16 protein-coding genes are annotated in these 20670 nt (G+C 60.0%); 13 read left to right on the top strand and 3 right to left on the bottom strand.

Annotated features, from left to right (window positions below; all coding sequences use genetic code 11):
* Positions 1–586 precede the first annotated feature (586 nt).
* From ACSEXW_RS02490 to ACSEXW_RS02455, 8 genes are all read left to right on the top strand, one after another.
* On the top strand, positions 587–2773 hold the full coding sequence (locus ACSEXW_RS02490) for a glycoside hydrolase family 88/105 protein (RefSeq protein ID WP_438444515.1): 2187 nt from the start codon (positions 587–589) through the stop codon (positions 2771–2773).
* Positions 2766–4139 (top strand): glycoside hydrolase family 28 protein, encoded by a 1374-nt coding sequence (locus ACSEXW_RS02485; RefSeq protein ID WP_438444514.1) that lies wholly within the window; start codon positions 2766–2768, stop codon positions 4137–4139. Before ACSEXW_RS02490 ends, ACSEXW_RS02485 begins: the two co-directional genes overlap by 8 nt.
* Positions 4140–4248: 109 nt before the next feature.
* Entirely contained in the window at positions 4249–4938 is a 690-nt protein-coding gene (locus ACSEXW_RS02480; RefSeq protein WP_438444513.1) for a hypothetical protein, read from the top strand.
* On the top strand, positions 4935–6404 hold the full coding sequence (locus ACSEXW_RS02475; protein WP_438444512.1) for a glycoside hydrolase family 28 protein: 1470 nt from the start codon (positions 4935–4937) through the stop codon (positions 6402–6404). Before ACSEXW_RS02480 ends, ACSEXW_RS02475 begins: the two co-directional genes overlap by 4 nt.
* A gap of 123 nt (positions 6405–6527) precedes the next feature.
* Positions 6528–7685 (top strand): YhgE/Pip domain-containing protein, encoded by a 1158-nt coding sequence (locus ACSEXW_RS02470; protein WP_438444511.1) that lies wholly within the window; start codon positions 6528–6530, stop codon positions 7683–7685.
* A gap of 51 nt (positions 7686–7736) precedes the next feature.
* The gene (locus ACSEXW_RS02465) at positions 7737–8345 is read left to right on the top strand and encodes a TetR family transcriptional regulator (protein WP_438444510.1); all 609 of its coding nucleotides are present in this window, start codon (positions 7737–7739) and stop codon (positions 8343–8345) included.
* A gap of 14 nt (positions 8346–8359) precedes the next feature.
* Entirely contained in the window at positions 8360–9100 is a 741-nt protein-coding gene (gene nfsA, locus ACSEXW_RS02460; RefSeq protein ID WP_438444509.1) for an oxygen-insensitive NADPH nitroreductase, read from the top strand.
* Between the two features lie 298 nt (positions 9101–9398).
* On the top strand, positions 9399–10190 hold the full coding sequence (locus ACSEXW_RS02455; RefSeq protein WP_438444508.1) for a putative protein N(5)-glutamine methyltransferase: 792 nt from the start codon (positions 9399–9401) through the stop codon (positions 10188–10190).
* On the opposite strand, the gene ACSEXW_RS02450 is transcribed toward ACSEXW_RS02455, so the two are convergent.
* On the bottom strand, positions 10187–11227 hold the full coding sequence (locus ACSEXW_RS02450; RefSeq protein WP_438444507.1) for a hypothetical protein: 1041 nt from the start codon (positions 11225–11227) through the stop codon (positions 10187–10189). The two genes, ACSEXW_RS02455 and ACSEXW_RS02450, sit on opposite strands and share 4 nt — an antisense overlap.
* Before the next feature lie 227 nt (positions 11228–11454).
* On the opposite strand from ACSEXW_RS02450, the gene ACSEXW_RS02445 reads away from it, so the two are divergent.
* Positions 11455–12051, top strand: coding sequence for a DUF2441 domain-containing protein (locus ACSEXW_RS02445; protein ID WP_438444506.1), 597 nt, complete (start codon positions 11455–11457; stop codon positions 12049–12051).
* Between the two features lie 13 nt (positions 12052–12064).
* Positions 12065–12907 (top strand): metallophosphoesterase, encoded by an 843-nt coding sequence (locus ACSEXW_RS02440; RefSeq protein WP_438444505.1) that lies wholly within the window; start codon positions 12065–12067, stop codon positions 12905–12907.
* A 69-nt stretch (positions 12908–12976) separates the two neighbouring features.
* Here ACSEXW_RS02440 and ACSEXW_RS02435 read toward each other — a convergent pair whose 3' ends face one another.
* Positions 12977–13831 carry an AraC family transcriptional regulator gene (locus ACSEXW_RS02435; RefSeq protein WP_438444504.1) on the bottom strand — a complete coding sequence of 285 codons (855 nt, stop codon included), beginning with the start codon at positions 13829–13831 and terminating at the stop codon, positions 12977–12979.
* A 98-nt stretch (positions 13832–13929) separates the two neighbouring features.
* Between ACSEXW_RS02435 and ACSEXW_RS02430 the strand changes: the two genes are divergently transcribed.
* The 3 genes from ACSEXW_RS02430 to ACSEXW_RS02420 all read left to right on the top strand — a co-directional run bounded on the left by ACSEXW_RS02430 (position 13930) and on the right by ACSEXW_RS02420 (position 19263).
* The gene (locus ACSEXW_RS02430; protein ID WP_438444503.1) at positions 13930–16329 is read left to right on the top strand and encodes a GH36-type glycosyl hydrolase domain-containing protein; all 2400 of its coding nucleotides are present in this window, start codon (positions 13930–13932) and stop codon (positions 16327–16329) included.
* 113 nt (positions 16330–16442) lie between these two features.
* Positions 16443–17057, top strand: a complete 615-nt coding sequence (locus ACSEXW_RS02425) for a hypothetical protein (RefSeq protein ID WP_438444502.1) — start codon at positions 16443–16445, stop codon at positions 17055–17057.
* A gap of 202 nt (positions 17058–17259) precedes the next feature.
* On the top strand, positions 17260–19263 hold the full coding sequence (locus ACSEXW_RS02420) for a methyl-accepting chemotaxis protein (RefSeq protein ID WP_438444501.1): 2004 nt from the start codon (positions 17260–17262) through the stop codon (positions 19261–19263).
* 139 nt (positions 19264–19402) lie between these two features.
* On the opposite strand, the gene ACSEXW_RS02415 is transcribed toward ACSEXW_RS02420, so the two are convergent.
* Positions 19403–20587, bottom strand: coding sequence for an ROK family transcriptional regulator (locus ACSEXW_RS02415; protein WP_438444500.1), 1185 nt, complete (start codon positions 20585–20587; stop codon positions 19403–19405).
* Positions 20588–20670: the final 83 nt, after the last annotated feature.

Genomic DNA, 20670 nt, shown 5'->3' with positions numbered 1-20670 from the left:
GTCTGCAGACCGCGAGCGAGCTCTAGTGGAGGTGTGTCGGTAGACGGCGTGCGAGTTTCCCGGCTCCAGTGGAGGCACTGACAAACCGTGCTACTCCCCGCCCCAGCTATGGAAGAAGCAGCTTGTTTGGGGGCTAGGGGAGGTCGGAGCGGCTAACGGTTGCCACAAGAGTTATTTACCCGCGGATGCACGATTATGTGTTGTAACGGTTGCCAGAATCGCTATTTCACATTTATCGGCACAAAAACAGGGTGATTTGCAAAAATAAGCTCTGTAGCAACTGTTAGAGTTCTAGATCGCCAATGGGTGAGCAAATAAGCTCTATGGCAACCGTTACACGTCTGCCAATGTGCGATAACGCTGGGTTCCGGCGGCCGCAGCCTGCAATCCTCGAGACACCGGAGAACGCAGGATCACGCTAGTCCGGTCATCGGACCAACCGACATTAGATGGGTGCCCACTCCTCCGGCTCAATGGAGAAAGCCGATGTACCGCAGGGCGTCGGCCTCCCCCTAACTTAAGCTGAAATAACACCGTGAGCTTCGGGTGATTTGTATAGAGAGACAAGAAGGAGAGAGGAAACCTTATGGGATATTTTGAATCGAACGACTCGGTGTATTCCAAATGCCGCACGGATGTGAAGGCGGTGCTCGAGACCATCGCGGGACGCTATATCGGAGACAATCCCGCCCATCCGTTCGTCAACCGTCTGTTCAGCAAGAACGGCTTCACCCGCCTGCACGACTACCGGTATGAGATGGACCTGACCCGGAAGTGGGAGCATATGCCGAACGGACGGTTCGTCTATGTCTGGGGGAAGCTGTGGAGCGATCAGGAGACGGAGCTGAATCTGGGGGCAAGCTGCTTCAGCCCGGTGAAGGTGTGGGTGAACGGGGACAAGGTCTTCGCCTCCAACATCTCGGATGAGATGGCCCCGGCCCGTAAGAACCCCTTCCGCGCAGCGGTCAGGAAGGGCTGGAACGACTTCATCCTCCAGTTCGAGAAGACGGCCAACGGCTGCGGCGGGATCTTCGGTACGGCCTCCTACAAAAATTTCCCGCTGCACTTCGTCATGCCTACACCGGAGCGGGAGGGCCTGGAGGGCTGGATGTACTCCGAACCGACGGAGGTGGAGTACGCGCAGCTTGCTGCGGAAGCCCTTAGCGAGCGTAACGGGCTGGTGGCCTGGTACCCCGAGACCGGCTGGGATGAAGCGAGTCTAACGAAGGGAGTCCTGTCGCGGATCTTCGGTGAGGATCCGGGACGGACGGCCTTCGCGTGGACCACGCTGAGCAGCCGGTCCTCCGGACGAGGCACGGTCCGGCTGGAGGGAGAGCACCGCGGCTCCGTCACGCTTATTCTGGACGGAGCCGTCCTCCATACCGCCCATGGCAGCGGGAGTCTTTCTGTGGAGGCGGAGGTAGGCTTCGGAGAGCATGAGCTGATCGTCCGCTCCGTCAGTCCCGGCTCCGGCGGGGATTGGGGCTTCACCCTCCGGCCAGCCGGCGGGGAGGAGTTCGCGCTAACGGCACCGGTTCCGGTACGGGGCTTGAAGGACTGCTGGCTGTACCTGGGCACGTTCGGGGAAGGGAAGGAGCCTGCCGTTGCGGAGCTCCACAAGCTGAACCGGGTCCATGACAACGGGCGGGGCGGCACATACTGGAGAGCCGATCTGCCGGATACCTGGGTCCGGCCCTATCTGGAGAATACGCTGTTCGGGAAGTGGAACTACCCGCTCGGGGTGACGCTGTACGGCTTAATGGAGACGGGGGCTTCCATCGGACGCCGGGATTATGTGGATTATGTGCTCCGCCATGTGGATCAGAGCGCGTCCTATGACGAATATTCCCTGTGGGACGGCAAGCAGTATGGAGCCGCCGGTGTGAATAACCAGCTGGCGCTCATCGACAGCCTGGACGACTGCGGCTCCTTCGGCGCCACCATGCTGGCCGCCATGGCCTACGGGGACGTGGACGGAGGCCGGAAGGTGGCTGCTCGGATCGCGGAATATATCAGCCGCATCCAGGACCGGCGTCCGGACGGGGCGCTGTACCGGGTGCGGGGAAGCGTGGACTTCATGCAGGACACCCTCTGGTGCGACGATCTGTACATGAGCGTCCCGTTCCTGTGCCGATATACCGGACTGACGGGAGACCCCGCCTATCTGGACGATGCGGCCAACCAAATGCTGCTCTACAAGAAGTATCTCTATATGCCAGAGCAGCAGATTATGTCCCACATCTATGACTTCAAGACGGACCGTCAGACGGAGGTGGCGTGGGGCCGGGGCAACGGTTGGGTGCTCTTCTCCCTGGCGGAGCTTCTGACCGTTCTTCCGATCGGCCACGGCTTGCGGGAGGAGCTGCTCGTCTTCTTCCGGGAGCTGTGCGAAGGCTATCTCCGTCTGCAGGGCGCTGGCGGCCTGTGGCATCAGGTTCTGACGGATCCCTCTTCCTATGAGGAAACCTCCTGCACCTCCATGTTCTTGTATGCCTTCGCCCGCGGCATCCGCAACGGCTGGCTGGAGGCGCCCGCCTCGTATGTTCAAGCGGTGATCCGGGGCTGGGAAGGGATGACCCGGACCAGCATCGACAAGTACGGGAACATCTACGGGGTGTGCAGAGGCTCCGGCTACTCCTTCTCCGGCCGGTATTACCGGGACGATCTGTCCTGGCTTCTGAACGACACCCACGGCATTGGCATCGTCATGCTGGCGGGGGTGGAGGTTCTTCGTCTCTCCGCCTACCTGAAGGGAGAGCAAACAGATGTATAAGCCAGCCGTCAAGGAATTTCCGGTGGAATATTACGGAGCCGTCGGAGACGGAACGACCCGGAACACTGCAGCCCTCCAGCAAGCCATCGACGCGGCTGCCGCCGCCGGAGGAGGAAGGGTCGTGCTGTCGGAAGGGGTCTACGAGTCCGGCGCCCTGTTCTTGAAGTCCGGCGTGGAGCTGTTCGTGGCCGAGGGGGCTACGCTCCGTGCCGCGGTCGATGAGGAGGCGTATCCCGCCATGTGGACGCGGGTCGCTGGCATCGAGATGGAGTGGCACAGCGCCTTGATCAACATCTGCGGACAGAGCGGCGTCAAGGTCGGAGGCAAGGGTGTCATCGACGGACAAGGCGATTATTGGTGGCACAAGTATTGGGGGGCGGACCGCCTTGGCGGCATGCGCGGTGACTATACTGCGAAGGGGCTCCGCTGGGCCGTGGATTACGATTGCCGCAGGCCCCGCCTCCTCTTGGCCTCGGATTCCAGCAAGGTGGAGATCAGCGGACTGACCATGGTCCGGTCGCCTTTTTGGAATGTGCATATCTGCTATTGCAACCAGGTCACCGTATCGGACTTGAACATCGGCGACAGCGGGGGACCCAGCACGGACGGCATCGATATCGATTCCTCCTCCAACGTGCTGGTGGAGGACTGCCACGTGGACTGCAACGACGACAACTTCTGCATCAAGTCCGGCCGGGATGCAGACGGCCTGCGGGTGAACCGGCCCAGCGAGAACATCATCATCCGCCATTGCAGCATGGGACGGGGCGGGGGAATCACCATCGGAAGCGAGACCTCCGGCGGCGTCCGTAATGTGTTCATCCACGATATCGCCGCCAACGGGACGGAGAACGGCTTCCGGCTGAAGTCCGCTCGGACCCGGGGAGGCGTCATCGAGCAGATCCGGGTTCGGAACATGCGGATGGTGGATGTGAGGAATCCGTTCAGCTTCCTGCTGAATTGGAATCCCAGCTACAGCTACGCGCAGATTCCGGAGGATTACGAGGGCCCCTTGCCGGAGCACTGGAGGGTGATGGCGGAGCCAGTGGTGCCGGAATCCCGGGGAATCCCGGTGTTCCGGGACATCGAGATCCGCGATGTGACGGTCCATAGTCTCTTCGAGTCGGAGAAAGGGGTTTCCGAAGGCAGGAAGCTGGTGTCCCGGGCCTTCGAGGTAGAGGGATATGCGGAGCAGCCCATTGAGCAGGTCCATCTCAGCAACGTAGAGATGACCGTGCACGAAGCAGGGTATCTGACCCATGTCCGGGATTGGAGCATGGAGAACGTGCGGGTCCATACCGTGACTCCCGCTCCGCTTAGGCTGGAGAATGCGGTCCGGGTGGAGCGGCCCGCATCGGTTTTTTGAACAAGGAAGCCGGATATTTGACCTGCCGATGGAATCGATTGGGCTCCCGTTTGTAGTACAATGGGCATATCGGTTCTATCAACATTCCCATGGACAAGGAGCTTAACCCATGATTTCACGTATGATTTACCGGGGCATCTGGAAGCCCGGCCAGCAGGAAGCAGGCTTGCAAGCCTTGAGAGAGGACGTCCAGGCTTCGCGTCTGGTTCGGGAAGGGGCCTTGATGACGGCTGCCGCGTTCTCTTGGCGGGATAATGTGTTTTTGTACTATGAGTGCAACGGCACGGAGGTAGACCCTCTGAAGGTTGCGGAGGCGGCTGGTCCTCACCTGATCGACTGGGCCGGTGAAGCGGAGCCCCGGAAGTGGATTCCCATGGTGGACGTGTTCCACTTCAACGAGCCTGCGGGATATGAGCATTGGCTGCGTAAGGCGCCGGTGGAGCGCCGGGTCGGACGGGTGGCGCATCTGAAGCGGGAGATGATGGCCAGCTACATCTACTATCATTACCAGCTCCAGGAGGAGCGGGCGTTCCTCGGGGACAAGTACGAGATCATCGCCATGCATGAAAATCTGCTCTTCGGCTACCAGGAATTCCCCAAGGTGATCGAGGACCCGGTGGTGCCGGGCCGCCTCTCCACGAAGGGAACGCCGGAAAATTGGGGGGATTCCCGCATGGATCTGCACTTCCAGCCGTGGGAGGATGACGGGTACCTGTATTTCAAGCCGGTGGAGCTGATCTACGCGTATTACATCGGAGAGATTCATTCGGAAGAGGAAGCGGGGAAGACAGAAGCATGATCTACAATATTAAGGATTTCGGAGCCGTAGGCGACGGCGTTGCCAAGGATACGGCGGCCATCCAGAGAGCCATCGACGCCTGTGCGGAAGCGGGCGGCGGCACCGTCGTGGTGCCGAACGGCAGATACTTGAGCGGAACCATTATGCTCCGCTCTTACGTAGAGCTTCACCTGTCCCCGGCGGGACGTATCGTCAGCAGCACGGAGGAGGCGGACTTCGTCTCGCCGGATGCCGGGGCGGAGGGGCAGTTTCTAAGTGAAGGCCAAGGCTCCAGCGCCTTGCTCTGCGCGCGCCACGCGGTGAACATCGCCGTGACGGGATTGGGCACCATCGACGGCCAAGGCCCCCTCTTCCTGGAGGAGGAGGACGAGGGAAGCGATTGCGTCCTCGCGATCTTAAGTCCTTTCCGTCCCAAGCTGATCGACCTGGAGGGCTGCACGAACGTGGTCTTCCGGGATGTAACCCTGTACCGGGCCTCCTCCTGGGGGCTGCATATGACCGGCTGCAACATGGTGACCATCCAGGGGATCAAGATCCTGGGCCAGGTCCGGGGGCCGAACAACGACGGCATCGATCCGGACAGCTGCAAGAACGTGCACATCTCCAACTGCCATATCGAAACGGGCGATGACTGCATCGTAGTGAAGGCGACCAAGCACGGAGCGGCGAAATACGGAGCCTGCGAGAACATCACCGTCACCAACTGCACGCTGGAATCCCATGATTCCGCCATTAAGATCGGAACGGAAACCCATGGCGACATCCGCAACATTACCGTCTCTAACTGCGTGATCCGCAACTCCAACCGGGGTGTGGGCATCTGGGTGCGGGACGGAGCCACCATGGAGAACATGCTCTTCTCCAACCTGTTCATCGAAACGCGCCTCTTCAGCAACGAGGACGAGATCAAGCGGGGCCTGCGCTGGTGGGGCAAGTCCGAGCCCGTCTTCATGACGGCGGAGCGGAGGAATACGCCGGAGGCGGGAGCGCCGGGCAAGATCCGCAACATCCGCTTCGAGCAGCTGCTCATCGAATCCGAGGGCTGCGTGTTCCTCGGCGGCTCGGAGGAGAGCGTCATCGAGAGCGTGTCCTTCCGCAACGTGAAGCTGTCGATGCGGGTGAAGAGCGGGTATCCCGGCGGCGTCTTCGATACCCAGCCCTCCAAGCGGGGCGTCTTTGCCCATGAGGTGCCGGCCGTCTACATGAATCACGCGAAGGATGTATCCCTTCAGGACTTCGAGGTCGTCTGGCAGGGCGAACGCAATCCACACTGGACCCATGCGCTGTGCGGGGAGGAGCTGGAGGATCTCCGGATCTCCGGCTTTACCGGAAGTGCGGCTAAGGAAGGGCTGTCCGACCTGGAGCTTCGCCAAGTCCGCGGGCTGGAGCTGAACCGGATCCGGAACAGCCGGAGAGAGGCTGCGTCCGTCCATACCGACAGGGTAACCGGGCTGGAGCAGCAATAGGGTAAAATGAAAGCACACTGGATAGAGGGCTTGACGGCTCCTTGTCCAGTGTGTTATTTTTACATCAAGATTTAAACAACCGTTTAAAACAAACGTTTGATTAAAGAATAGGAGTGATGGGATATGAAAGAGGCATGGATCGCGTTGTTGAAGCGTCCGGCCGCCAAGACGGCCCTTGTAACGGCACTGATGTTCCAACTGATCTTCAGCGTCATCTGGATGACAGCCTACGATGGGGTGACGGACCGGGTAACCGGGCTCCGGCTTGCCGTGGTGAATGAGGATGCCGGCATGGGCAAGGCCATCGCTGAGAAGCTATCGGGCCAGCTCCCGTTCGGAACGGAAGTTTCGCCGAGCCGGGAGGCCGCCATGGAGCGGCTGGAGAACCGGGAGGTCCAGATGGTGGTGGTGCTGCCGGCCGACTTCACCAAGCAGGTTCAGACGGCGGGGCAGCAGGCCCGGATCGAATACTACATCAACGAATCGAACCCCCAGATGATCAAGAGCGTCATGACGGGCGTGACGTCCACCATTACGGCGGGGGCCAATAAGGAAGCGGCCGCTGCTGGGATGCAGACGGTCCTGGGCCAGCAGATGCCGGCGGAGCAGGCGAAGGCTGTTGCACAGGGCTTGGCGGAGAAGATCGTCTCGAAGGTCGAGCCGCTTCACCCCGTCAAGGGCATGAACAATCAGATGGTGCCGATGATGCTGGTGCTGGCTTCCTTCGTCGGGGCCATGATCATGCAGATGAACCTGCACCAGGCCGCTGCGGAGTCGGGCTTCACGGGAGGGCGCTGGACCATGTTCGGAGCAAGGGCGTTGCTGAATGCCGTCTCCGCCTTGGTCATATCCGCTCTGGGCTCCGCCCTGGTCGTGGCCTTCGGCGGACAGACCGAAGCAGGCTATCTGTCCGTCTGGCTGTTCCAGAGCCTGTTCCTGGCCGTCTTTATGTTCTATTCGCAGGTTTTCCTGCTGGTTCTGGGAGCCCCCGGCATGCTGTTCAACATCATCAGCCTGTCGCTGCAGCTGGTTACCTCGGGCGCCATGGTGCCGAGAGAGCTGCTCTCCGGCTTCTACCGGGGACTGGGCGACTATCTGCCGGCCACCTATGCCGTCAACGGGCTGATGAATCTCTTGTTCGGAGGACCCTCGGTGGGTGGAAGCGCCGGAGCGCTCCTGATCATTCTGGCCGTCAGCCTGGCAATCGGAGGCGCAGCGGTGGCTCTCCGCAAGCCCCGGACTTTGGCGCACCGGGAGGGTCTTGCTTCCGATCCGGGCTAAGCTCATAATAGGATCATGCGAGACGGACGGATGATGGGGAGAGAACGACAGGTGCAGCATACGTGCGATGACCAATGTGATGTGAAGCGGAGACTGCTGGAGGCGGCGAAGCGGCTGTTTGCCAAGCAGGGATTTGACGCAACCAGCGTACGCCAGATCTGTGTGGAGGCGGGGGCCAACGTGGCGCTCGTCTCCTACCATTTCGGCGGGAAGGAGCAGCTCTTCCGGGCCATCTATGAGCAGTACATCCGGGAGGAGCGGTTCCAGGAATTCGTGCCGCTGATGGAGGAGCCGGTTCTGGCGCTGAAGGCCTTCATCCGGGCGCTGGTGAACTACCGGTTCGACGAGCCGGAGATAGTGGCCATCACCTTCCGCGAGATCTCGTCGGACTCGCAGCGTACGGACACGCTGAAGGACTATTTGCTGCCCGTCTGGCAGCTGCTGCGGGCCATTCTGTTGAAGGGCAAGGAAACCGGCGTCTTCCATATCGATTCCGTCGATTATTCGATGACGGGACTGATGGGCATGCTCATGTTCCCTCCCAGAACGGGGATGATCAGCACGGTGCTGGATAAGCCGATGGAGCGGGAGGCCATGCTGCGAAGCATTACGGGGCTGGCCTTCCGGGCGGTCGGCATGACGGAGCAGCCGGAAGGATAGGAAGGAGAAGAGCCATGAATGATTTCATCAATCTCTTGCAGAGGCACCGGTCCATTCGCAAGTATACGGACCGGCCGGTAACGGGGGAGCAGCTTCGCACCATCGTATCGGCTGCCCAGCACGCCTCGACCTCCAGCAACATCCAAGCCTACAGCATCATACATGTGAGTGATCCTGCGGCGAAGGAGCGGTTATCCGCCATAGCGGGCCATCAGGCGTATGTACGGGATTGTCCCGCATTCCTCGTCTGGTGCGCGGACATCCGGCGGCTGCTGGAGGCCAGCGGCCTGGAGGCCGGATCGCCGGAGCATCAGGCGGCCTCGACGGAGCTGTTCATCGCGGCGGTGGCGGATACGGCGCTGGCGTCCCAGAATGCGGCGATAGCCGCCGAATCCATGGGACTCGGCATCGTGTACATCGGCGGCATCCGCAATGATCTGGAGGAGGTCTGCCTGCTCTTGGAGGTGCCGGAGCTGGTGCTTCCTCTGTACGGCATGTGCATCGGCTACCCGGATCAGGATCCGATGCCCCGGCCCCGGCTTCCGCTGGAGGCGGTTCTGCATGAGAATACGTACAAGACGGATCGCTATCCCGCTCTGATCGAAGCCTATGACGCCGTGACGCAGGAATATTACCTCCAGCGCACCCAAGGCCAACGCCGGAGCGGCTGGTCCGATGAGATGCGGGGCAAGCTTCTGAACCTGGAGCGGATGTACCTGAAGGAATTCGTGCGCAAGCGCGGCTTCGATCTCTAGTACGGGAACGGGGGCCACCGGCCTGCTTCCCGTCTATGCTCCACTAAGGCCCCGTCCGAACCGCATCGCTGCGGCTTCGAAGAACGGGGCCTTGTTTTTTTACGCCACATCACCTCGATCGTGAAAAGCCGTCTCCCGGAAGGAGGGCTGTTCGGGAGATTCGAGTGTGTGGAGTTCGCTTTGGGCATGCCGGGCGGAGCAGGCTCCGGACAGAATGACTATAGGGCAACTTCGGCCATTACCGGACGCTGCAGATCAGGTATACTTATAGGAAAACCCTGATAAAGGTGGCCGATCTGTGAATCATCGTGATCTCTTCGACAATGACACCCTGTTGCGAATAACCGGCAGGCTGCGTGCGGCCGGATGTGTATACGCCGAAGAGGAGGCCCGGCTGTTGGCCGGCCATGCCCGCTCACCCGATGAGCTTGCGGCGCTGGCAGAACGAAGAGCAGCCGGTGCTCCTCTCGAATATGTGCTGGGTTGGGTGGAATTCTGCGGTCTTCGGATTGCTGTGGATCCGGGAGTATTCGTGCCCCGCTTCCGTACCGAGTTCATGGCCCGGCAAGCCGCTGCTCTTACGAAGCCGGGCGATACGGTGGTGGACCTGTGCTGCGGCTCCGGGGCCTTGGGCGCCGTGGTAGCGGCGGCACGGGAGCGCATCGAATTGCATGCGGCAGATATCGATCCGGCTGCGGTTCGATGCGCCCGCCGCAACCTCCGTGCCGTGAACGGCCGTGTGTATGAGGGCGATCTGTTCGAGCCGCTTCCGCAGGAGCTTCGCGGCCGCATCCAGCTGCTCATCGCCAACGCCCCATACGTACCTACGGTTGCGATGGAGCTTCTGCCGCAGGAGGCCCGTCTCTATGAAGCCCGGACCGCGCTGGACGGAGGAGAGGACGGACTGGACATCCAACGGCGAATAGCCGCCTCCGCGCCACAATGGCTCGCGAAAGACGGCTATCTGCTCATGGAGACCAGCGAGCGGCAGGCACCGTTGACCGCCGGGCTCCTCAATCAATTCGGTCTATCCCCGAGCGTCCTCCGCTCCGAAGAGCATGACGCTACGGTCGTCATCGGAACCCGTTAGAACCCGCGTCCCATCTGAGCTGCGAAGTCTTCCATCTTGATGATATCCGAAGCTTTCACATCCAGCTTCGAGTCCACTTTTTCGTTGATCTGATTGAAGACGGTATCCATTTGAACCTTGACCTTTCCTTGCTGGCCGGCTTCCTTGTTATTCACAGCCAGGTTCAGCGAGACGAAGCGGATGTATCCCTTGGAGTCCATGCCGACCAGCATGCTGGCATCTTCAATGCCGGCTTGGGCTTTGAATTCGGATACGGCCTTATCCTTGTTCTTCATGGCGTCCTGGAGCTTCTTCTCGGTGTCGGCCAGCTTGTCCTTGTTCTGTCCGACGATATCCGACCACTTGGGATCTTGGAGCAGCTTCAGGATCTCCGGAAGGACCTTCTCCGTCGTCACGGAGATCGCTTGATCCAGATTGCCGTCGTTAATCGTGAACTTGACCAGATCCTTCACGTCGGCATTGGCGGGCAGAGTCACGTCCTTCTTGGACACGTCCTTGAAGAAGGTCTTGTTGTCGAAGTGGGAGCCGATCACGCCCAGAACTTCCTTGGACAGCTCCTGCTGCCGCTTCATGTCCACATGGGACGGAACCGCCGCCTGCTGCTTGTTCAGTTCCTTCAGGTCCATCTCTACATACTTGCCGACTACATCCTTGCCGAGCGGCAGGAAGGGGGTGTTCGGAACCTTGACCAGGAGCTTGTCCTGCGTCACATACACCGGCACCTTCAGGCCGAAATTCATATCACCCTTGACATTCAGCTCATACTCCATCCGCATCTCGAAGGGCTCTTTGGTATACGCCCCGGTCAGCTTGAGGTCGGCGTTCTTCAATACCTCTGCCGCCATAGCGGCTTGATCTCCCAAGGCTTCCTGGCTGCCTTCCAGGCCCAACTTGAACGTGGATTCGAATGAATAGGATTGCAGATTGACCGTGTTGTCAAAAGCTTTGCCCAATGCTTCCTTAGGGGGCAGAGAGCACCCCGGGAGCAGGATCGTCAGGCCGAGCAGAGCGGACATAATGGCTGTAGCTCTCTTCATTTTTTAAATTCATCTCCTTTGTTACAATTATTACGTACCAATGTTTTACAGGGTTTCATTGTAACACACGATTCTTTGTGAAAATATATCGAATTTAGGAAAATTTTGACGATGATGTCGGGTGCAGCTCCTTCTTTCTGACACATTCCTGCTATTGCTAGAATCGTATCGGCATGGTAAAAAGTTACAAAGACCTATGCGGTGCGTCTATGGGGGGGAGAGTTGGTATGATCGGAAACGAACGGATCGTATATCACCTGGTAACCAAAAAAGGCATGCAGCCGGGACAGAAGCTGATCTTCGATCAAGGCCAAAAGAACGCTTTATACCGCTATTTCTTCGAGCGGGAGCACGCCAATTCCAAAGGGGAGGACTTCATCCGCATTCTGCAGGGGCATCACACGAGCGACGGGCTCATTCTGGATAAGGAGGACGCTGGGGTGGTCAAGAGCTATGTGGAGCAAACCGTCCGGGCGGTTCGGGAAGTGATCGTGGAGATGGTTCGGCTGCAGGAATACCCGGATTATCCGTCCCGGTTGTCCTGCCTGTATGCGGCCCAAAGCTTGGAGGATGCATGGAAGTGGAAGGCGCTGTTCGAATCCCATTACCGCAAGGTGCTGCAGATCGTGAAGCTCCGGGTGAACGGGAAAGTGTTCGAAGGGGACGGCGACCTACTTCCCAAGGAGGACGGGGCTCCCTTCGCGCGGAAGATCGAACAGGCCAGGATGTATTGGCAGGGGAACGTTCGGAATGAGCTCCCCGAGCTTCTCATTAATGGAGAAATCGAGGTGGCCGAGATTCTTGAAGACTATACCGGAGTCTAATGAGGAAAAGAGGATGATGTCCCGCAGGACGTTCCTGACGAGGGGAGTCATACTGGCAGGAAGCCTCCTGGCTCTGCCCGGCGCCGGCTACGGATATTCCACGCGTGTGGAGCCGAGATGGCTGGAGGTGGTGCGGCTGAAGCTTAGGCTGGAAGGGCTGCCTGCCCCCTTCCGCGGCTTGCGCATCCTCCAGTTCAGCGACGTGCATCTGGGCTTCCATTACGATGCGGATCGGCTGGCAGGATTGGCGGCAAGGATCGAGAAGGAGCGGCCGGACGTGGTCTGCTTCACCGGAGACCTGGTGGATTACGCCGTGGGCTCGGCGTATACCCCCATTCGGGATGCGCTGCGGCTCATCCGGGCACCCTTGGGGAGCTACGCGGTTCTTGGCAATCACGACTATTACGGGGATGCCGACGAGGTGGCGGCCCTTCTGAAGGAGGGTGGCTTCACGTGTCTTCGCAACCGGATGGTCCGGCTGGAACGGGAGGGCGCCGTCTTGTGTATGGCAGGAGTGGAGGATGCCTGGGAAGGAAAGCCGGATCTGAAGCGGGCGCTTCAGGATGCGGGAACGGGGGACTTTACGGTGCTGCTGTCCCATGCCCCGGACTATGCCGATGAGGTGCTGGCTTATCCGGTTCAGCTGCAATTGTCCGGTCACAGCCATGGAGGCCAGGTGCGTCTGCCGCTGATCGGGCCGCTTGCTTCCGTCCCGTACGGCAAGAAATATCCCTCCGGCCGATATGATCTGGGCGGTGGAAAGCTGGTTTTGTATACAAATCGGGGCATCGGCGTCTCCGTGAAGCCGGTCCGGTTCCTATGCCGGCCGGAGCTGACGGTGATAACCCTGGAGTAGACCGCTAAGCTTCCATCGGACTTGGGGCCCTAGACCGTCACCCACCGGCCTCAATCCCCTACGCCCCGGCTAACCCTTTCTTCGGTACTCGGTGGGGGAGCAGCCGTAGGCCTTGCGGAATTGCCGGGCGAAATAATTGGCGTCCCGGAAGCCGCTTTGCTCGGCCACGTCGGTGATGGAGCGCTCCGGGTCCCGCAGGAGCAGGCAGGAGTGCTCGAGCCGCCGCATCAGGACGTATTCCATAGGCGTGGTCTTGTAGCTGCGGCTGAAGGTGCGGACGAAGTGGCGGGGGGAGAGATAGGCCAGATCGGCGGCCTGCTTCAGCGTGATGGGCTTCAGGAAGTTCTCCTCCAGGAACGTGAACGCCTCCGCCAGCCGGTAGACCTTGTTCGAGTCGGTATGGTTCTCTGTGTAATACCGCGACAGGGTGATGGCCAACGCCGAGAAACGCATGAGAATCATGGACCGGTACCCCTCGTGGCAGCCCGTGAATTCCTCTAGGATCTCGTCCAGGGCGGCGTGCACCCGCTTCATCTGGGACGGGCCCAAGGCCAGCATGGCGTTGTAGTGCTGCTCGCTGCGGTAAATGGGCTCGATTAGGAAGAATGCCTGGAAGCCCGCCAGCTTCATAAGCTCCGGCAGCTCCGGCAGCTGCTCCGTGCGGAACATAACGTTGACGTACTTGATCCGGTCCACGTGCTTATAGCCGTGGTTCACGCCCTCGTTGACGACGAAGACATGCCCCGCCGCAATGGGATACTCCTTTCCTTCTACAACATGGATGGCGCTGCCCTCCAGAATGAGGACCAGCTCGGAAAAGTTGTGGTGGTGAACGAAGTAATCGTGGGTCAGCGGGCATTTTTCGATGTTAAAGATGAAGTCGGCCGGCAGTCCCAAATTGTGATAATCAATATAGGTTCCCATGTCCTTATAGTGCTGAAGAAAGTCCCGAAAGTCAAGGAAAGCAGGCTGCGAACCCGGTACAATGAAGGTATCATGCATCCCCAAAGGAGTAGATACCCATGGCCCGACAGCCTGCTGCCACCACGCCCGAGCAATATTACGCCTTCCGCGACGACGTCCGGGAGGTGGAGTTCAAGCGCCACGATACGCCGACCCCCTGGATGAACTACCTGTCCAACGGCACCTTCCATACCATGATGTCCCAAGCGGGAGGAGGCGTGGTGTTCTACAAGTCCCCTCAGATCTGGCGGATCACCCGATACCGCTTCTTTCACCTGCCGACCGACCGTTCCGGACCTTATCTCTATATCCAAAATACCGAGGACAACAGCTATTGGTGTCCGACCTATGAGCCGGCGTTCGACAAGCCGGAGGAGTGGAAAAGCGCCCACGGCATGGGCTATACCCGGTTTGAGGCTCAGAAGTCCGGCGTCCGGGCGCGGACCGTCTATTTTGTCGGGCCATACGAGAACTCGCTCATCTGGAACCTGACCCTGACCAACGAGGGGACGGAGGAGAAGAAGCTTCGAGTGTACGCCTATGTGGAGTTCGGCATGATGGAGTTCATGCGGGAGCTGCAGTGGCAGTGCTACAACAAGCACCAGGTGTCTGTCTGGTACAACGATACCGGCGCATTGATCTATAAATACGGAGTCGAGAACCAGCCGAAGCCGGAAGAGACGCCGCTGGTCTACTTTGCTGCCGATGCCGTGCCTTCCTCCTACGACGGAGACCGGGACGAGTTCGTCGGAAGCTACCGCAGCGAGTCCAATCCGGCCGCCATTGAGAACGGAGGCTGTACCGGCTCCACCCTTCTGGGTGGAGATCCTTGCGGGGCGCTCCAGTTCGATATCGTGCTCCAGCCGGGAGAGACTCGGACCCTGAATGTCTTCCTGGGGGCCGCCATGACCGAGGAGGAAGCGGTAGCCGCCGTCGCACGTTCCCGGGAGCCGGACTTTGTCGCCCGCTCATACGATGCGCTACAGGCCCATTGGACCGATTACCTGGACAGCTTCCAATGCCAGGTGCCGGATGAAGACGCCGCCCGCATGATCAACGCGTGGAACCCGTACCAGTCCCACCGGAACTTCCTGTTCTCCCGCAACATCTCCTTCTACGCGACGGGAACCTTCCGGGGCGTAGGCTTCCGCGACACCTCCCAGGACATTCTGGCGGTGGTGGCCTCGGACCCGCAGGCCGCCAAGGACAAGGTCAAGCTGCTCCTGTCCCAGCAGTATCAGGACGGCCATGCCAACCATTACTTCTTCCCGACGGAAGGCTGGGACCCGGTGACAAGCATCCACTCGGACGATCATCTCTGGCCGGCCCTGGCCGTATGGGAGATCGTGGCGGAGACCGGCGAACCGTCCTTCCTGGACGAGAAGGTATCCTATTATGACGGCGGCGAAGGAACCGTCTACGAGCATCTGTGCCGGGCTATTGAATTCACCAAGGCCAACCTGGGTCCCAACGGCTTCCCGCTGATGCTGCGCTCCGACTGGAACGACCAGCTCTTCCGCGTCTGCCGCAAGGGCCGGGGCGAGAGCATCTGGACCGCCATGCAGCTGGGAACGACGCTCCTGAAGCTGCAGGAGCTGGCCGGTCTTAAGGGGGATACGGAGCGCCAAGCTCAGTTCGCCGGCTTCTATGAGGAGCAGAAGGCGCTGGTCAATTCGCTGGGCTGGGACGGTCAATGGTTCCGAAGGGCCGTAATGGACGACGGCCGCTTCCTGGGTACGGACGAGCACGACGAAGCCAAAATCTGGCTGAACGCCCAAACCTGGGCCACGCTGTCGGGAATGGCGGAACCGGAGAAGGGCGTCCAGGCTATGGACAGCGTCCAGGAGCTCCTGGACACGGAGCTTGGCATCAAGAAGCTCCATCCGTCCATCACCACCTTCCCGGACCCCAAGGACCCCCTGACGAACTACAACAAGGGCACCGGGGAGAACGGCGCCGTCTTCTGCCATGCCAACACTTGGGCGGTCATTGCCGAATGTATGCTGGGTCGGGGAGACCAGGCCTACAAGTACTACCGCCAGTTGATCCCGAACGTGGCCATGGAGAAGGCGGGGTTGTGGAGATACAAGGCGGAGCCTTACGTCTACGCCTCCAATCTATTCGGGCCGGAGTCCGATAAGTTCGGTCTGGCCAACGTGTCCTGGCTGACGGGCACCGCCGCCTGGATGTACGTGGCTGTGACCCAGTACATTCTTGGCGTGAAGCCGGTGCTGGAAGGGCTCCTCGTCAATCCCTGCATCCCTTCCGGCTGGGAAGGCTTCCGGGTGAAGCGCAGATTCCGGGGCCGGGTCTACGACATCGAGGTTCGCAATGAAAGCCGCACCGGACATGGAGTCAAGGAGCTTCGGGTGGACGGCGTACAGGTGGAGGGGACCATCATCCCGCCGGCGGCGGGCTCTGCGGGCGGAGCTTCCGTCCGCGTTGAAGTGATTCTCTAAATGCATACCGGTGGTGCCATAGGGCTCCACCGGTATTTTTTTATATCCTTGCCCGGAAATGGAAACAATTAGTAAGGAATAACCGTATATAGATGCAGAGGGGGGAATGGGCAATGGTTCACCGTAAGGTCATGCTTCCGGCGCTGATTGTCTTGCTTATTCTGGGAGGAGATCTGCTTACGGTCCCATCCCGGGCTCTGGCGTGCTCCTGCGCCACGCCTCCCGCCGTTCAAGAGGACCTGGAGAAGAAGACTGCCGTCTTCTCCGGCCAAGTGATCCGGGTGGAGCAGCCGCCGGCCAAGCCGGTCCTATCCTCGGCCGATCCTCTGCATGTCACCCTTAAGGTGACCCGCGTGTGGAAAGGGGACGTCAAGGCCGAAACGGCCGTCTATACGGCAAGAAGCTCCGCAAGCTGCGGGTATGACCAATTTGCGGTGCATAAGGAATACATCGTATTTGCAGCGGGATCGCCGGACCATTTGGAGACCGGGCTGTGCACCCGCACCAAGCTGCTGTCGGCTGCCGGCGAGGAGCTGGCCATTCTGGGACCGGGCAGCCAGCCTGCTCCCGGCACGGCAGGCATTGCTCCGGGAGCCGCGGAGAAGCTGGAGGCGGAGGCTCGCGGCCAGAAGGGAGCTTCCACCAAGGCACTCTGGAGCTTGGGCATCATGGTGGCGGGGATTAGTGTATTCGCTTACGTCCGGCGGAAGAAGGCCGGGAGAGGATAGAGAACCCGCCGTCCTGTGAGGCACTCGTATCATGTGAAGCATTCCGATCGGATGCCACGTAATTCGGGTGCCTTTTGCTATTATCGCTTTGTGTCGAAAACTTAAAAATTTGTCGACCACGTGTTAATAATTTAACATCCGCGGATATCCAAGCGTGATATCGTAAGGAGGTTGCACAACCAGACCATCCGGAGGGAATACCATGCGTAAGAGCTTGCGATTACAGATTTTGATCCCTTTTTTGGCCTTGATCATTGCCGCCAGCGGTGCGGCGACGATGGTAGGCTACAACAGCATCAAGGAATACGCCGTGGAGAGCGCCACCGACAATACGGAAACGCTGGTCGGTATCGTTAACCAGAATGTGGATTTGTATTTGAAGGAATACGAGCGAATGGCCAAGACGCTGTCCGGCAACGATCAGATTCAGCGTTATGTGGCGTCGGGAGCGGCGAGCAAGGAGGGCAAGGCGGCATGGCCCGCCGTGCAGGACACTTTCCAAGAGGCCATCAAGTCCAACGATCAGCTGGTCAACATCTATGTGGCGTCGACTTCCAAGGAGATGACCGTAGAGCCTCCCGCGGATCTGCCGGCCGGATTCGATCCGACCACCCGGGATTGGTATAAGGAAGCGCTAGCAAGCCCGCAGCATCCCGTATGGATCGAGCCCTACATCGATACGGCCACCAAGAAGATGGTGCTGACGGTCTCCATGGCCATCCAAGCCCAAGGCAAGCCCATCGGGGTCCTGGGCATCGACCTGAAGGTGGATTCCATCATGTCTCTGCTGAATGAGGTCACCGTGGGAAAATCAGGGTACATCTTCATCCTGGATGCCCAGAACAAGCTGCTGGCCCACAAGAAGACGGAGCTCATCGGCTCGGACCAGAGCAAGGAGAAATTCATCGGCGAGATGAAGGCAAAGGGCGCCAAAAGCACTATCTCCTACACCTATGAGGGACAAGAGAAGCTCATGAGCTACGTCACCAACGGGACTACGGGCTGGAAGATCTGCGGTACCGTCTTCTCCAAGGAATTCGAGGATGAAGCCGGAGAGATGCTCGGCACCGTGATGTGGGGACTCTTGATTATCATCGCTGTAGCGGGAGCCGTTTCGTGGCCGGTCACCCAGAGCATCATCCGCCCGGTGCGCAAGCTGCAGGAGGCGATGAAGGAGTTCCAGAACGGGAAGCTGCGTACCCGATCCGGAGTGAAGCGGAGCAACGAGATCGGTAAGCTGGCCTCCGGCTTCGATGAGATGGCGGAGCAGGTAGACCGTCTGATCACCCGCATCCATAAGACCTCTGAGAAGCTGGGAGAATCCTCCCAGGTGCTCATGGTAGGTTCGGCGGAGACGTCCGCTTCGGCAGGAGAGGTGGCGAGAGCCATCCAGGAGATTGCCGCCGGAGCTGGCAGCCAGGCCGGTATCGCGGACCGGAATGCCGAGATTGTGCTGGAGATGGCGGACCAGATCGACACCGTGGCCCAGGAAACGGGAGAGATGGAGCGCCTGACGATGCAGATGCAGGACATTGCCCGGGTGAATGTGGAGAGGCTGGATGCCCTGTCCGATCAGACGGCGAAGAGCGTGGGCATGTCCCGCTCCGTCTCGGAGGCTATCCGCTCCCTGGACGAATGCTCGGAGCAGATCGGAGGAATCGTAGCGGTCATCTCGGATATTACGAATCAGACCAATCTGCTGGCGCTGAATGCGGCCATTGAAGCGGCCCGTGCGGGTGAGCACGGCCGGGGCTTCGGCGTCGTTGCCGGTGAGGTCCGGAAGCTGGCCGGTCATTCCGAGGAGGCGCTGGCCCAGGTCCAGGAGCTGGTGGAACGCATCCGCAAGGAGACTCACCAGGCCACGGCGCTGTCGGAGAGTGCAGGGCAAGCCATGGTGGAGCAGGAGCGGACCGTCAGACAGACCCATGAAGCCTTCGGTACCATCCATGCCGCTGTGGAACGCCATCTGGCGGGCATCGGACAAGTGGTCCGTTCCGTCCGGGAGCTGACGGAGGGCAAGGACATCATCAGCGCCAACACCACCGAGCTCCAAGCCATCTGCCAGACCACGGCGGCCGGCACGGAGGAGGTCACCGCATCCGTGGAGGAGCAATCCGCCGCCATGGAGCAGCTGAGCCATCTGGCCCGCCAGCTGGAGGAGGCGGCCGCCGAGCTTCGCAGTGAAGTCCAGCGGTTCGATATCTAAGGGCGGCGGCATAAGTTCAACGTCATTCGATGACGCAGCAGCAAGAAAAAGGGTGCCTCTCAAGCCGTAACAGGCTTGGGGGCACCCTCTTTTTGCGTTCATATTAGTTGGAGCTGCCGCTTCATTCCCAGACCCTCGGTCACACCGAGTAGTCCACACTGATTCTCCGGTCGGCGAAGAACCGGGAGACCGCGAAGGAGGAGGCGCCGGCCACGCAGGAGCGGGAGCCCAGGCCCGCGAATTCCAGCCGCAGCTTCTCCCGGTGATAAGGCAGAGAGCGGGTGTCGATGACTCGGCGAACCGCAGCGCCTAGGAAGCGCTCGGCATGGGCGAACCGGTTGCCGATGATGATGAGCTCGGGATTGAAGATGTTGATGATGTTGGTGATGCCGACGCCGAGGTAGTAGCCGGCCCGCTCGAACAGGGCTGTGGCCTCGGGACTGCCCGCTTCCGCAAGCTTGACCAGCTCCTCCAGCTCCTTGCGGTCCTCCGGCAGCAGGGAGGAGGCTTCCTCCAGCAGGGCATTCTCTGAGGCATAGAGTTCCCAGCAGCCGATATTGCCGCACCGGCAGGGCTTCCCGTCCGCTTGAATGGAGATGTGCCCCATCTCACCGGAATAGCCCGAGGTGCCCCGGTACAGCTCGTTCTTCAGGATGATGCCCGTACCGATGCCGATGCCGATGCTGATATAGATCAGATTCGAAACACCCCTGCCGGCGCCGAACTCCCGCTCGCCGACGGCACCGGCATTGGCCTCGTTATCGATGGTGACGGGCATCCGGAACTCCTCTTCGAGGAGCCGCTGGAGGGGGACATTCCGCCATCCTAGATTCGGGGCGAAGAGGACAGAACCTTGGTGGTCCGTAATTCCGGGCACTCCGACGCCGATGCCCACGATGCCGTAAGGACTCTCCGGAGCGGCGGCGATCAGGGTGCGCAGGCAGCCCTTCAGCTCCCGGAGTACCGTCTCCTGGGAAGCGCCTCCCTTCAAGCCGCGGCGCACCTCGTGGATGATCTCGCCCTTCAGGTCCGTCAGTACGGCATGGATGTAATTGACGCCCAGATCCACGCCAATTGCATAGCCGGCATCCTGGCGGAACACCAGCATGACCGGCTTGCGGCCGCCGCTGGATTCCCCGGTGCCGATCTCGTAGAGGAGATTCTCCTCCATCAGCTCGGCCACCAAGGTGGAGACGGTGGCCTTGGTCAATCCGGTCAGCTTGGCCAGGCTGGCGCGGGAGATGGGGGACTGCTTCTGAAGCAGCTCCAGCACGATGGATTTATTAATTTTCTTGACGAGATTGAGATCTCCGGTCATCTTCATGCAACAAACTCCTTAGGCATAACGTCCAGTGCGCCGATCCCATGGCGATAGCCGCTCATTGTGATAGTAATCTTCATTATACG

The organism is Oryzibacillus soli (genome assembly GCF_051594765.1).
GTDB lineage: Bacteria > Bacillota > Bacilli > Paenibacillales > NBRC-103111 > Paenibacillus_AR.
The sequence above is the reverse complement of the archived record's forward strand: the minus strand, read 5'-3'. Positions and strand labels throughout refer to the sequence as shown.

Bases quoted from the DNA above. Each gene is read 5' to 3' on its own strand.
- ACSEXW_RS02490 (WP_438444515.1), top strand. From the start codon at position 587: ATGGGATATTTTGAATCGAACGACTCGGTGTATTCCAAATGCCGCACG.
- ACSEXW_RS02485 (WP_438444514.1), top strand. From the start codon at position 2,766: ATGTATAAGCCAGCCGTCAAGGAATTTCCGGTGGAATATTACGGAGCC.
- ACSEXW_RS02480 (WP_438444513.1), top strand. From the start codon at position 4,249: ATGATTTCACGTATGATTTACCGGGGCATCTGGAAGCCCGGCCAGCAG.
- ACSEXW_RS02475 (WP_438444512.1), top strand. From the start codon at position 4,935: ATGATCTACAATATTAAGGATTTCGGAGCCGTAGGCGACGGCGTTGCC.
- ACSEXW_RS02470 (WP_438444511.1), top strand. From the start codon at position 6,528: ATGAAAGAGGCATGGATCGCGTTGTTGAAGCGTCCGGCCGCCAAGACG.
- nfsA (WP_438444509.1), top strand. From the start codon at position 8,360: ATGAATGATTTCATCAATCTCTTGCAGAGGCACCGGTCCATTCGCAAG.
- ACSEXW_RS02450 (WP_438444507.1), bottom strand. From the start codon at position 11,227: ATGAAGAGAGCTACAGCCATTATGTCCGCTCTGCTCGGCCTGACGATC.
- ACSEXW_RS02445 (WP_438444506.1), top strand. From the start codon at position 11,455: ATGATCGGAAACGAACGGATCGTATATCACCTGGTAACCAAAAAAGGC.
- ACSEXW_RS02440 (WP_438444505.1), top strand. From the start codon at position 12,065: ATGATGTCCCGCAGGACGTTCCTGACGAGGGGAGTCATACTGGCAGGA.
- ACSEXW_RS02435 (WP_438444504.1), bottom strand. From the start codon at position 13,831: ATGGGAACCTATATTGATTATCACAATTTGGGACTGCCGGCCGACTTC.
- ACSEXW_RS02430 (WP_438444503.1), top strand. From the start codon at position 13,930: ATGGCCCGACAGCCTGCTGCCACCACGCCCGAGCAATATTACGCCTTC.
- ACSEXW_RS02425 (WP_438444502.1), top strand. From the start codon at position 16,443: ATGGTTCACCGTAAGGTCATGCTTCCGGCGCTGATTGTCTTGCTTATT.
- ACSEXW_RS02420 (WP_438444501.1), top strand. From the start codon at position 17,260: ATGCGTAAGAGCTTGCGATTACAGATTTTGATCCCTTTTTTGGCCTTG.
- ACSEXW_RS02415 (WP_438444500.1), bottom strand. From the start codon at position 20,587: ATGAAGATGACCGGAGATCTCAATCTCGTCAAGAAAATTAATAAATCC.